We start from the raw sequence: 13,211 nt of genomic DNA, 5'->3' as shown, positions 1-13,211 counted from the left end.
TTTGAGTATAGACATCCCAGCTATTTACGAATTTGATGAACGTACAGATGGACGCATTACCGGTTATGCCGCTTATGCCCGTCTGATCGACGGTATCAGTGAAGCACTCTATAACCGCTACGGCGTAAAATACGTGCTGTATGCCAGCGATGATCCCAATATTGAGTATTGGGATCTGCTGGAGGAGGATATTCGTGCAGGCAGTCCCGATCTGGAGCATGTGGCACGGGTCTTCGATCGTTTGGAGGAACGCACCATCCAGTATGACGATGACGGACCGACTCCTGAATATGGCGTGCATCTGTCGATGCGTAATAATGTATTCGCCTATCCCAAGTGGGGCATCGCACTGGCGCGAGTTCCCTTTTTCCGTGATAATGGCGTGTACAATGAAGATTACGTATTTGCGATAGGCGACCAGGAGTTGCAAGGCTTCCTTGCGGGAGTACGCGGTCGTGAACGTAAGCAGAATATGAAGCGTGTCACCGTTTTTACCGACACAAGCCGTGGACTTTCTCGGCAGGCAGAGCCGATAACCCGCGCAATTACGCGGGATGACGTGATTTTGAAAGCAGAAATCAAACGGGATATTTTTCGATCACTCGACCAGTTTTTTGAAGCGGATCGTACCTTCTATCAGACTTATAACATTCCTTACAAGCGAGGTATTCTACTATACGGCCATCCGGGCAACGGTAAAACAACACTTGTAAAATCAATTGCCAGCAGTGTACCCGGTCCGGCAGCCTACTGGCAAATTACGGAGTATACAACCAGTGAATCGGTCAAAGAGGTGTTCGAGGCGGCTACTCGCCTGGCTCCGATGGTACTGGTTATTGAGGACATTGATTCCATGCCTCAGGAGGTTCGTTCCTTTTTCCTGAATACCCTCGACGGCGCTACATCCAAGGAGGGCATCTTCCTGATCGGAACGACCAATTATCCCGAAAAAATCGACCCAGGTCTGATGAACCGGGCAGGGCGTTTCGACCGGGCTTATGAAATCAGTTTGCCTGACGAAGCGCTGCGACTGGCGTATCTCAAGCTGCGCAACTTCCTTGTTTTTGCAGGGGAAACAGGTACACAGAAGGCGGCATCCATGACTGAAGGGTTTTCGCTGGCACAGCTCGGAGAACTGTATGTCAGCACTGCTCTGGAGTGGCATGAGCAGGGAAAAGCCGATATTGAGCTGATTATCAAAGGTATGCGAGGCGAGCTCGATAAGAGCCGCAAGCAGGACTGGTTAAAAAATGTGGCCGAAGGACGAGTCGGGTTCTTCTGAGTTATCCTTTCATTGCCTTATCAAGAAATTTATGTTACGTTGATAAATAATAAAGTATCGAAAGGGTGACCTTAAGCCAATGATCTACTAATCCTATTCCACCAAAGAAAAAAATCGTAATCTTACGAATTTTCTGGATAGGATTAGTTTAGGCTTTGGGTATTAACGATAAGGGCATTGTTTCTTTGACGGGAGCAGTGTATCTTCTTGTTCGCACGTCTACCTCCTATCCAGAAACCAATGGATAAGGAGGTTTTTTTGCATGAACAGAATACTTGGGATTCTAATGATTAATATCTTCATCGTTATGGTGGGCGTTGGTTTAATTACCCCCATCCTGCCAGAACTGATCATTGAGTTTGGCGCCAGTGGGCGGGCGATCGGTTTATTGGTAGCTGCTTATGGCATGACACAATTCCTGCTCTCTCCCCTGACTGGACAGCTGTCTGATCGATATGGGAGAAAGGCATTCATCGTCGTAGGTGTCATTGTTTTTGCTGTGGCTAAATTTATCTTTGCTATTGGAGATGAGCTGTGGATGCTGTATACCTCAAGACTTCTGGAAGGAATGGCAGCAGCCCTGCTTGTTCCACCCATGATGGCATATGTAGCGGATATTACAACAACCGAAGAACGCGCCAAAGGAAATAGCCTGCTCGCCGCAGCCATGTCATTCGGATTTGTTATTGGACCTGGACTGGGTGGTCTTCTTGCAGGATATGGAACGAGAGTGCCGCTTTACGCAGCGACAGGTGCTGCTATGGTTGCTGTTATTTTTTCAGTGTTTTGTTTGCCTGAAAGTTTATCGACAGAGCAAATGAAAGCAGCACGGGCAAGAATGATTCAGAAGGAATCTATTTACAAACAATACGTGAGATCGTTGAAGTCAAAATATACGATGCTCTTTGTACTTGTCCTGGTGATGACCTTTGGGCTCGCTAATTTTGAATCTGTTCTTGGTTTATATGTAACGAACCGTTTCCAATTCTCACCTCAAAATATTGCTGTCATTCTGACCGCAGGTGCTGTGATCGGAGTCGGTATGCAAGCATTAGTTGTTGCTAAAATAATCAATAAGTTTGGTGAACAAAGGGTGATCAAAGGATCGCTTCTTTTCACCTCAGTTGCTTATATTTTATTTCTCTTAGCCAAAGATTTTTGGAGTATCTTCCTTGTCACTTCCCTTATTTTCTTTGCCACAGCTATGCTTCGTCCAGCTCTTAATACACAATTATCGAAGATGGCCGGGAATGAGCAAGGATATGTAGCGGGTATGAATAATGCCTATATGAGTGTTGGAAGTATTTTAGGCCCTACTCTAGCGGGATTTTTATTTGATACAAATCTGTTCGCTCCATTCATAGCAGGCTGTTGTATTCTGTTGATCACTTTTTTACTTACATTAAAATTGAAATAAAAGAGGACAACTGATGAGCAAAAGGCAGCTACGGGTTCGAGGCTTATTTTTCAATGCCCGGCTGTAGCTGCCTTTTTATTCAGTCTAAACGCTTATTTTAATAACTACTGTAATCCCTTTTATTCCGCTTCCCCGCTCAGACGATTCAAAAACTGAATAGCCCGTGGACTGGTGGGCTGCTCCAGAACCTCATGCGGCGTACCCTGCTCAACGATTACACCCTGATCCATCAAAATCACATGGTCCGCAACCTCAGCTGCAAATTTCATTTCATGGGTGACAATGACCATGGTCATCCCTTCGGCAGCCAGTTGCTTCATCACCTTAAGCACCTCGCCTACTAACTCGGGATCAAGCGCGGAGGTCGGTTCGTCGAACAATAGTACCTCAGGTTCGACCGCCATTGCCCGGGCAATACCGACCCGTTGCTGCTGTCCTCCCGATAACTGATGCGGATAGGATTCCGCTTTATCAGCCAACCCCACTTTTTTAAGCAACTCCAATGCACGTTTGCGCGCCTCATCCTTGCTCTTTTTCTGAACCGTGACTTGTCCCTCCATCACATTTTGTACTGCTGTCATATGCGGGAAGAGGTTGTAGGATTGAAATACCATCCCTGTCCGCTTGCGCAGCGCCAAAATGTTTTCTTGCCGGAGCTTCGTTCCTTTCGCAAAATTCAGTGCAATATCCCCTACTTGGATCTCTCCTTGGTCAGGAATTTCCAGCAAATTCAAGCAGCGTAAAAGCGTTGTTTTACCAGAACCGGAAGGACCGATGATAACAAGCACTTTCCCCTTACCCAACGTTACGTCAACACCCTTAAGCACTTCCAGCGAGCCGAACGATTTGTGTATATTCCGAATTTGGATCACCGGTACAATCTCCTTTATCTGACGGAAAAACGGCCTAGTCGCTTCTCCAGGTAATTTTGCAGCACAGTCAAAATGGTGCTAAACAGCAGGTAAATAACCCCAGCCTCGGTATACACCAATAGCGGTTCGTATGTGGTAGCTACAATCTGGTTAGCCGTTCTGAACATTTCCACATAAGTGATGGTCGCAGCCAGTGAGGTATCCTTCACCAAGCTGATGAATGAATTAGCCAACGGAGGTACGGACACACGGGATGCTTGCGGAAGCACGATACGCCGCAATACTTGCCACCGCGTCATACCCAAAGAGTATCCCGCCTCCCATTGGCCTTCCTGAATGGATATGATAGCCGCACGCATAATTTCAGAGCTATAAGCCCCTACGCTGAGGGTAAAGCCGATCACTGAAGCAATAAACGGGTCCAGTGTAATACCCACGGAAGGTAAACCATAGAAAATAATATACAATTGCACCAGCAAAGGAGTTCCTCGAATCACCCATACATAGAAGCCGAAAATCAGCTTGAGTATTCTCCATTTGGACAGCCGGGCCAACGCTGTAACCAGCGCCAGCACGAGTCCCAGAGCAAAGGAGATAAGCGTGAGCGGAATCGTAAAAGAAACCCCTGCTTTTAGCAGAGGCAATAATGAATCCATAATGATTTGTATTTGGCGATCATCCATTGTACAGACATCCTTTGAAAAGATAGGTTTGAGAAGATTCGGTTCGACTTGGCGAACGTCTGGTCTTCATTTATTATTTGGATACGTCGGCTCCAAAATATTTCTCGGAAATTTTCAGGTACGTACCATCAGCCTTCATATCAGCCAGCGCTTTGTTTACTTCCTTGACCAAATCTTCGCTGCCTTTATTGAATACAGCTGCGCTGTGTGAAGCATCTGGAGATTCATCCACCTTTTTGATGGGTGCGTCAGGCTTTTGCTTTTTCAGATCGAGATAGGATAATCCATCATTGACGGTCGCATCCACCCGTTTGGAAGTGAGGAGGTCGATGGCTTGGTTGAATCCCTCTGTTGCCACAATTTCCGCACCGTTGCTTTTCGCGATTTGAGTCAGGTTACTGGTCAGGGACTGCCCAGCCTTTTTTCCTTTTAGATCAGCAAATTTCTGGATGTCTGTATTGTCTTCGCTTACGATCAAAACTGCCTTGGAGACAATGTACGGATCGGAAAAATCATATTTTTGCTTACGCTCATCTGTAATGGATACTTCATTAAAAACCGTGTCAAACCGCTTGGAGTTCAACCCTGCGAATATGCCATCCCATTGCGTCTCGATAAACTCCGGTTGTACCCCCAGGCGTTTACTCACTTCAGTCGCAATATCGACATCGAAGCCTGTCAGTTTACCAGCAGCATCATGGTAGGTAAACGGAGCATAGGTACCTTCCGTGCCAATTCTTAGCTTGCCGCTTGCTTTTACAGATTCAAGAGTAGCTGTAGCAGTAGTATCTGCTTTTCCATTATTAGATCCGTTATCTCCGGTAGATGCATTATTGGTACTGGCGCCTTTATCGTTGTTACCGCAGGCCGAAACCAGCAATGCCATCACGATGAGTACAATCGGCAAAAAACTAAATTTTTTCATGGTATCCACACTCTTTCCCTTTTTCTTGATAACCTAGCACGCGGCTGGTCATTGAATAGTACATCATTCATTTTCACGCGTCAATGCTTTTATCCAATAATCCCTATGCAAAAGGTAAGTTATATATTTTTGTGGCCTATAATTATTCTAGGTTGACTCTTTCATTGGCAGGTTATTCATTATAACTCCCCTCACAGCAACTTTTTCTGTACCCTTACGTTAGAGATTTCGTATAATAGGTTTTAATATGCAGTTGAATCCATTTCATAAATGATTAAACCAACGAAATGTATATGACGTATAGACAAATTAAACCATTTTGATCTATATGTACTCTTTATTAAAGCTACTGAAGGTATTATGAAATAGATTCAGTTTAGAAATATACCGGAGTGTGACTATGGATACCCAAAATTCAACCTTATCCTCTACATCACCTGAAGGAAGTCACTCGGCCTGGGCTACCTTCACTTCACCTTTAAAACAATCCAAAGCGTTCACCTTGTTGTGGCTTGGACATTGGATCGCAATGTTGGGGAGCTCAGTCACCACAGTCATTTTGCCACTGGTTATCTATTCCCTAACAGGCTCGACTACTATCATGGGACTGGCGATGACTGTTTATATGCTGCCTAACGTACTTATTCTGCCTTTCGCAGGAATGATCGTGGACAGAATTGACCGAATTCGTCTCCTTCTGTTTACGAATATCGCCCGGTTTGGACTGATGTTCATTGCGGCGGTGCTGATGTTTACAGGCGGGATGAAATTACCGGTTCTATTCGTTGGCCTAGCGTTGTATGGATTGATGGACGGCATCTTTAATCCTGCTTATTCTGCCTTACGCGCACAGGTGTTTACACCGGACATACGTAATGCAGCTAACGCGCTGAGTCAGATCAGTATACAAGCCGTCCGTCTACTTGGCCCTCCGTTAGGAGGCTTCATTGTATCTTTTTCCTCACCGGGTGTCGGCTTTGGACTGGATTCTATCGCTTATCTGATATCTTTTGCCTGCTTTTGGATGCTGAGCGCTCATTTGGCCTCCATCATCGGCAAAGGTCAGGTAGATCCAGAACAGCAAGATCAGGGTGGACAGCATTTTCTCAAGGATTTTATCGCAGGCTTTACCATTCTCAAAAGCCATCCTTGGCTATGGATTACGATTCTTGCCTTTTCCTTCATTAATATTTGTTATTCAGGCATTATCGCTGTACTCATTCCGTGGCTGTTCAAGGTTCATCATGGCTACAATCCAGTCGTATACGGCATTGCGATGGCAAGTAGCGGCATTGGCGCCATGCTGGGGGCCTTTGTGTATGGATCACGCAAGCATTGGAAGCATCGCGGTCTGCTCGCTTACTTAGGAGCTTTTGTCAGCGGCCTTGCTTTACTACTATTGTCTGTAGTCACTTGGATGCCAGGACTGATTATGAGCATGATGCTCGAAGGATTTGGCATTATGATATTTGCGATTATCTGGGAGACAAGCCTTCAGGAATTAGTCCCAGCCGAGTCTTTTGGACGTGTAGCTAGTCTGGATCTAATGTTTTCCTTTGCCCTGCTCCCTGTCGGCTATCTGGCCGTAGGTGCTGTAGCGGATAAGCTTGGTGGTATGTTCACAATTGGCATGTTTGCAACCATTGGCATGTGTATTGTGCTCGGCGTTCTAAGTGTTCCTCATATCAGGCGTTTTCAATAGGAAAAATTCGTCACTTTTCCTCAAAAAAAGCTGCTCCCACAGGTTCTTTTTCGAACCTTGCGGAAGCAGCTTCTTTCCATTTTTAGCCTTGTGCCCCATAGGGGCTAGTCTATTCAATGATTCGTAAAGTTAGCCTCTACTCCGTCCAACGGAACGGAAGATCAAGCTTACAATCACGACCAGCACAATCGCACCAATTAATGCAGGAACGATGTAGAACGATCCGATTTCAGGACCCCAGTTTCCCAGAATCAAGCTACCCAACCATGCGCCGATAAAACCAGCGATGATGTTACCTATCACGCCACCCGGAACATCACGACCTGCAATAATTCCTGCCAACCAACCAATAATACCACCAACAATCAATGCCCATAACCAACTCATTTTGCGTCACCTCGTTTAAGTTTTTATCGTTGTGTTCTATTATTAACCACTCGAACTCCTTTTGAACACACAAAAGACGATTGGTTAATATTACCACATAACGGAACACTGATTTAGGGACTTGATACCATCTTACGTGCCTCTACGACTATTTATACCCCTTGTGTGAAAAGTGTGTCTAATATGCGTTTATCCTTGTATTCCTGCTTTTTTTGTGCCATCCTCACATTATGGCTTCATTAATGTCACTTCATGCATAAGTTACAAAAATAACAGATTTTAAGGAGTGACCCCAACTGGAGTGTCGAGTAGGATGTGCCGCGTGCTGTATTGCCATTACGATTTCTTCCCCTATTCCCGGCATGCCAGATGGAAAACCAGCTGGTGTTCCTTGCCCTCAGCTCACTTCCGATTATCGTTGCCGATTGTTTGGCAAACCTGAGCGCCCAGTTGTATGCAGTGGATTCCATGCTGATGAGGATACATGTGGAAGCACTAATGAAAGAGCATTTGAGCTGCTCAGAGAGCTGGAGGAGTCAACTTTACCGGGTAAAGCATAAGGAGAAGTTCATTCTATATGAAGGAGAATTTTAATTATGAATGTTATTGAAAAAAGAATTGCCGAATTGAAGCAATATCGGCCCGATCTTACCGCCCCGAAGGATATAGATTTATTCTGGGCCAAAACATTGGAAGAAGTCCACACCAAACCTGTACGTGCGTTCAAAGCTCCCGTAGAAACACCATATCCTCATATCCTTGCCTACCGGATTACTTTTGAGGGTGTCGATGATACGCCTCTGCATGCCTGGTATGTACGCCCCCGATTTGCCGGAGATCAAAAGTTGCCGTGTATCGTTCTGTTTCATGGCTATACAGGCGGAAAAGGCTATCCTGAAGATTATTCCTCTTGGCTCATGCTTGGCTTTGCTGTATTGGCAGTAGATGTACGTGGTCAGGGAGGAGAAACGGGAGACCGTCTGGGTGATCCTCACGGTACGGTTAAAGGCTGGGTAACGAAAGGAATATTGGACAAGGATACCTGCTACTACAAAACGATTACAACCGATGCCCTTAGAGCCGTAGATTGGGTAGCGGAGCAGTCGGATGTCGATTCGGCTAAAATCGCAGTCAGTGGCGCTAGTCAGGGCGGCGGACTTTCATTAATGGTGGCTGCGCTCAGCGATAAAGCTGCCATTACGGTGGCGGATATCCCCAATATGTGTCATATGGATTTTGGTATGATGAATTCTACCAGTTCACTGACGGAAGCTGCCGAATTCGCCAACCGATTCCCGGAGCATTTGGAGCAGGTACTACATACATTAAGTTATTTTGACGTGATGAATCTTGCTCATCGCATTCGTATACCGGTCATGGTATCGGTAGGGTTTAAGGATACTGTGTGTATGCCAGAGACGATTTTCGCCGCTTATAACCGCATTGAATCAGCGAAAACGATTGAAATTTATCCGTTTACTGGACATTGGGTTGAAGGCTTTCAAAGACGCAAGACGGCAGAATTTTTAGTTCAGCATTTTTCATAATTTGATTTTGAACGCTCGAAAGTAAAAATATGTAGAAGATTCCTCCGGTGCACAAAAAAAAGAACACCACGCATCAACCTGCGTAATGTTCTTTTCTACTGCATCGGGACCAGTCCCGCTTACGCCAGACAAACTCCTCGAAACTTCACACTAAGCGCATCTTCAAATGTTACGATGCAGTTCGCTGTTCTGCTGCCGAATCCCCTGTCCATTTTCGCACCCAAACAAAATCCATAATCATCAGACCAAACGGGATGAAGGAGGCAAACATAATAAAAAGAGGCCGCCGTATAGACCAGTGCAGTGCTGTTTTTCCATAGATTAAAGCAACGAGGAGCAACAAAAAGCTCACCCGGTATATGTTACCAATCACCATAACCGCCTGGGTCATGCCCGCCGCTTGCAGGGGCTGGTGGGTGAATAGTATCGCCAAATAAGCTATAGCTTGAATCCAGAGCATGAGTCGGACACGCCCCAAAGGTGTTCTTAACACAAATTCAATCCCCTCTCCATAAGCAAGGATGTTCTCTCATCCTTTACACATCCTTTATTATAACGAAAAGGTCCCCAAACTCCAACCTATCCATTTTTGAGTTTTGACCTAATGAGTTGTGTCTGATACAGTTGTGTAAGAGGTGATTGCAAAATGCTTAAACTGGGTATACTGGACCAGTCTCATATTCCTGAAGGCGGTACTGCTCAGGATGCATTATCCAATACAACAGATTTAGCGCGTGAAGCTGATCAACTGGGATACAGCCGTTATTGGGTATCCGAGCATCATGCGTCCAAAACACTAGCGCACTCCAGCCCTGAGGTGCTGATTGCGCATTTGGCTGCTCATACATCACGCATTCGTGTGGGTTCAGGCGGTATTATGCTGCCACACTACAGCGCGTATAAAGTCGCCGAAAACTTTCGCTTGCTGGAGGCTCTCCATCCCGGACGCATCGACCTGGGAATAGGGCGTGCTCCCGGTGGTTTACCGCTGGCTACTCGTGCCCTGCAGGAAGGCAAGTACCAATCTGTCGAACAATATCCACAGCAGATTCTCGATTTAATCGACTACTTCCATGATTCGGTGCCTGACAATCATCGATTTGCCGGTCTTCATGCCTCCCCGATGATATCGACCGTCCCTGAATTATGGTTGCTCGGCTCCAGCGGAGAAAGCGCCAGATTGGCTGCGATGATGGGTGCCTCCTATGCCTTTGCCCAATTTTTCGGGACTCCAGGTGGTGTAGAAGCTACCGCACGTTACCACGAGCAATTCCAGCCTTCGATCCTGGGTGATAAGCCCCATTCCATGGCGGCTGTGACGGTGGCCTGTGCGGAAACCGAAGAAGAAGCTGAACAACTGGCGTCCAGTGCTAGTTTGTATTTCCTTTTGCTTATGCAAGGTAAAGAAATGAGTTCTCTTCCGTCGGTAAAAACAGCAATGTCCTATCCGTACACGGAGTTGGATCGTGAGCGGCTGCGTCAGTCCGCAGCATGGCGTGTTGTTGGTACCCCTGAACAGTGTAAGGAACAGCTGCTAAGACTGGCTGAGCAGTATCGTACTGATGAATTACTGGTCGTTTCATCCATACATGACTTTGATAAACGTGTTCAGTCCTACCGTCTGCTGGCCAAAGCTTTTGATTTGGTATAGACGCAGTTGAACGGAGGCTGAGCTTCAGAAACATTAAAACCCCCGCCTGCCTATGATGGCAACAGCGGGGGTTTGTCGTAGAGAAGGGTGCATTGGAACCATCCCCTCTGCACTATAGAAGTAATTCAAGCACCACAAAAGTCGAACATCATATGGTACTTTAGTAGTATACACACCGAAACTAAAGTGTCAGTCGTTACCCCCTAAAGTTCCAGTCTTCATATACCAAAGGCGCATATTCTATACTCCAAACCTTGGAAAGCTTGCACCCAAAAGTCCCATATCTTTACTCGTTCCGATAAAGTTAATAACGATTAAATTCTAAGGCTCTATCCCCCAAACCAGCTTACCCTGCTGATATACAGTGCCATGGTCCCAGTCTGCGAATGCTGTTTGGGTAGCACCATAGGAGTAATCGTTGGTCTCATCAAAATTGCTCCAATTTGCAGCATGAATACGGGGTTGAATTTCTCCGCTTTCCCCGCCGGGCTGAATCGTTCCCGCTCCATCTGTGAAAGAGATCTCCACATATTTATCAGCCTTAGCCTTTGGACTCGGCAATGTTACAAATGTTGCTTTTACCTTTTCATTGCCAATCCTGGCCCAGTCTACAAAAAACTGCTGAGCTTGTTTGCTTTCATCTGTGTAATAGTAGAGAATTTTTAGATCACTCAACTTCACAGCTGTTTTCCCTGTATTTTTGATATTAAATTCAGGACGGATTGCGTTATCCTTGACGTTCGTGTCACCGGTGCGATACTGAAGCACAATCCCTTGATCGTTACTGCCTGGTGTACTTCCTCCGTTACCGTTACCGTTACCGTTATCGCCGCCGTTGTTGCCACCGCCAGTGTTGCCGCCATTTCCGCCGTTATTCCCAGCGTTGTTTCCGCCTCCACCATTGTTGCTGGAGCCTTCCAGAATCGCCTGTTTTACGAATTTTCCGGAAGCGGACAATTGTGAATCAGGCCATCCGCCCTTACGGTCAGCACCAGGCAACAGCACAGCAGAGGTCTCATTTTTATCTGCCAGCGACCAGTTAGCCCAACTGATTCCACGGCTTGCAAGAAAATCAGTCCATACTTTGGATTCATTCAGGAACGGACCACCGTTACCCGAAGCATCGCTTGTACCCCACTCGGTAGCAAATATGCCCACGCCTTTGTTCAGCGCATAATCGACCCGATCGCGCAAGTACTGTCCATGCGTACCCGCATAGAAATGTACGGTATACATTGTATTCTTGTCTGGAAGTGGATGGTCTGCTGCATCATGTACATCCTGACTCCATGTGCCTGTTCCTACAATAATAATATTGTCCGGGTCCTTAGCACGAATAACCTGAGATACCTCAGATGCATAAGGTCGGATTTGATTGTTCCAGTTCACATTCCCATTCGGCTCATTGGCAAGCTCATAGATTACGTTAGGCAAATGGCCGTACTGAGTCGAAAATTCATTAAAGAAAGCTTTGGCTTCTTTTTTATGAATGTTCGGATCGCCATCTGAGAGAATGTGCCAGTCAATAATGACGTACAAGCCCAGCTTCTGTGCTGCCTCAATCGCTTCCTTCACTTTATTTTTCAAAGAAGGATTGGTGATATAACCATCTTCTTCAGTGTACAGTGCAACCCGGAATACGGAAATGCCCCAATCGTCCCGTAGCCATTTCATAGAGTCCTGATTTACCAGATCCCCAAACCATTGAACGCCGTGAGAGCTAATACCTTTGAGTTGTACAGGTTTACCATTTTTATCCACCAATTTACCATTCTTTACTGAAAGTTGTCCGTAACGTTCCACAGGGGTCGTCCCAGCAGCCTCTGCTGTTTGCGTATTCCAGTTGAATCCGTTCGTTAACGTTAACAGTAATACTGCTGTTAGCATCACCGCTACTCTTTTTGCGATCCTTGGCAGGATCCATTGCCCATTCATCATTTACACATTCCTTCCTTTTTATAAAGTAGATGAGACTTATCAGTACGTTGTTCTCTGCTCTTTCGTCCCCTCCTTCATGCAGCAAGAGGATCAGGTCCAAACATAGATGTCACTTACCTGTATATGGATGATACTACTATTATAGTTAGTTTCATGTTACATTTCGACTTTATGATAGAAAATGAACAGGAAGTCACGGTTTTGGGATGTGTTCTGCTTAGTTGGCTACTATAGAGTACTAAAGGGACAAAAGACTCATTTACTAATTGCAAAATTTACTAATTGCAAAATTTAGAGAATTTTAGTCGTTTAATAAAAAAAGACTGCTTCCCGATGCCTTAGCTCGGTATAGCAGTCTTATAGATGATCTTATATGTGATCGAATAATGTTACAAATATCGTCTTAACGTATGATCTCCCTATTACCCCTGAGCGGTTGCTTGAGGCTCTTTGGTCGTCTGATCTTCCTTCATATCGCCGCCATCCGTCGCTTGCTCTGTCAGTACAGTCTCAGATGAGTTACCTATTACCTTGTCAATAAGTTGCAGCCAAGGTTCTTCACTACCTCCACAGCTCTCAATATCTCCGAGCAGGGACTCTAGCGTGGTTCCTTCTTCTGGTAAATCAATAACTAAACTGTCTTCGTCAACTTGGATGGTGCAGCAGGTTTTCATTGTAAATCCCTCGCTTAATTCATATTTGAGCATGCAGTAAGCTAGCTCAGATGGGATGAACTCCCATGGATTCCGGGATAAGCCCTTTGAATCCGTCTGAAATTATAAACCTAATGCACATCAATTGCAATGA

Annotated in this window: 13 protein-coding genes; 6 read left to right on the top strand and 7 right to left on the bottom strand. The window is 45.7% G+C overall.

Features of this window, described 5'->3' with window-relative positions:
* Window position 1 precedes the first annotated feature (1 nt).
* Both ACQW03_RS18850 and ACQW03_RS18845 read left to right on the top strand, forming a co-directional pair.
* The gene (locus tag ACQW03_RS18850) at window positions 2-1,282 is read left to right on the top strand and encodes an AAA family ATPase (protein ID WP_441951148.1); all 1,281 of its coding nucleotides are present in this window, start codon (window positions 2-4) and stop codon (window positions 1,280-1,282) included.
* 262 nt (window positions 1,283-1,544) lie between these two features.
* Window positions 1,545-2,699 (top strand): MFS transporter, encoded by a 1,155-nt coding sequence (locus ACQW03_RS18845; RefSeq protein WP_441951146.1) that lies wholly within the window; start codon window positions 1,545-1,547, stop codon window positions 2,697-2,699.
* Between the two features lie 119 nt (window positions 2,700-2,818).
* Here the strand turns inward: ACQW03_RS18845 and ACQW03_RS18840 are convergent, their stop codons facing one another.
* From ACQW03_RS18840 to ACQW03_RS18830, 3 genes are all read right to left on the bottom strand, one after another.
* Window positions 2,819-3,571 (bottom strand): amino acid ABC transporter ATP-binding protein, encoded by a 753-nt coding sequence (locus ACQW03_RS18840; RefSeq protein ID WP_068942063.1) that lies wholly within the window; start codon window positions 3,569-3,571, stop codon window positions 2,819-2,821.
* A gap of 14 nt (window positions 3,572-3,585) precedes the next feature.
* On the bottom strand, window positions 3,586-4,254 hold the full coding sequence (locus ACQW03_RS18835) for an amino acid ABC transporter permease (protein ID WP_071642361.1): 669 nt from the start codon (window positions 4,252-4,254) through the stop codon (window positions 3,586-3,588).
* 73 nt (window positions 4,255-4,327) lie between these two features.
* The gene (locus ACQW03_RS18830; RefSeq protein ID WP_441951143.1) at window positions 4,328-5,179 is read right to left on the bottom strand and encodes an amino acid ABC transporter substrate-binding protein; all 852 of its coding nucleotides are present in this window, start codon (window positions 5,177-5,179) and stop codon (window positions 4,328-4,330) included.
* A gap of 400 nt (window positions 5,180-5,579) precedes the next feature.
* On the opposite strand from ACQW03_RS18830, the gene ACQW03_RS18825 reads away from it, so the two are divergent.
* Window positions 5,580-6,881: an MFS transporter gene (locus ACQW03_RS18825; protein WP_076294349.1), complete on the top strand. Its 1,302-nt coding sequence runs from the start codon at window positions 5,580-5,582 to the stop codon at window positions 6,879-6,881.
* Between the two features lie 129 nt (window positions 6,882-7,010).
* Here the strand turns inward: ACQW03_RS18825 and ACQW03_RS18820 are convergent, their stop codons facing one another.
* Window positions 7,011-7,268 carry a GlsB/YeaQ/YmgE family stress response membrane protein gene (locus ACQW03_RS18820; RefSeq protein ID WP_023989828.1) on the bottom strand — a complete coding sequence of 86 codons (258 nt, stop codon included), beginning with the start codon at window positions 7,266-7,268 and terminating at the stop codon, window positions 7,011-7,013.
* 296 nt (window positions 7,269-7,564) lie between these two features.
* On the opposite strand from ACQW03_RS18820, the gene ACQW03_RS18815 reads away from it, so the two are divergent.
* Both ACQW03_RS18815 and ACQW03_RS18810 read left to right on the top strand, forming a co-directional pair.
* Window positions 7,565-7,828: a YkgJ family cysteine cluster protein gene (locus tag ACQW03_RS18815; RefSeq protein WP_013311446.1), complete on the top strand. Its 264-nt coding sequence runs from the start codon at window positions 7,565-7,567 to the stop codon at window positions 7,826-7,828.
* Window positions 7,829-7,864: 36 nt separating this feature from the next.
* Window positions 7,865-8,815 carry an acetylxylan esterase gene (locus tag ACQW03_RS18810; protein WP_441951140.1) on the top strand — a complete coding sequence of 317 codons (951 nt, stop codon included), beginning with the start codon at window positions 7,865-7,867 and terminating at the stop codon, window positions 8,813-8,815.
* Window positions 8,816-8,984: 169 nt separating this feature from the next.
* Here ACQW03_RS18810 and ACQW03_RS18805 read toward each other — a convergent pair whose 3' ends face one another.
* Complete coding sequence (locus ACQW03_RS18805) at window positions 8,985-9,308, bottom strand: DUF3817 domain-containing protein (RefSeq protein WP_016324638.1); 324 nt, start codon at window positions 9,306-9,308, stop codon at window positions 8,985-8,987.
* A gap of 153 nt (window positions 9,309-9,461) precedes the next feature.
* Here ACQW03_RS18805 and ACQW03_RS18800 point away from each other — a divergent pair, with 153 nt between their 5' ends.
* Window positions 9,462-10,466, top strand: a complete 1,005-nt coding sequence (locus ACQW03_RS18800) for an LLM class flavin-dependent oxidoreductase (RefSeq protein ID WP_029515656.1) — start codon at window positions 9,462-9,464, stop codon at window positions 10,464-10,466.
* Window positions 10,467-10,787: 321 nt separating this feature from the next.
* Here the strand turns inward: ACQW03_RS18800 and ACQW03_RS18795 are convergent, their stop codons facing one another.
* Window positions 10,788-12,404 carry a cellulase family glycosylhydrolase gene (locus ACQW03_RS18795; RefSeq protein WP_441951137.1) on the bottom strand — a complete coding sequence of 539 codons (1,617 nt, stop codon included), beginning with the start codon at window positions 12,402-12,404 and terminating at the stop codon, window positions 10,788-10,790.
* A gap of 422 nt (window positions 12,405-12,826) precedes the next feature.
* Window positions 12,827-13,078: a hypothetical protein gene (locus ACQW03_RS18790; protein WP_071642371.1), complete on the bottom strand. Its 252-nt coding sequence runs from the start codon at window positions 13,076-13,078 to the stop codon at window positions 12,827-12,829.
* Between the last annotated feature and the right edge of the window lie 133 nt (window positions 13,079-13,211).

Source organism: Paenibacillus sp. DRB1-1, from assembly GCF_052119485.1.
Lineage (GTDB): Bacteria > Bacillota > Bacilli > Paenibacillales > Paenibacillaceae > Paenibacillus > Paenibacillus polymyxa_B.
The sequence above is the reverse complement of the archived record's forward strand: the minus strand, read 5'-3'. Positions and strand labels throughout refer to the sequence as shown.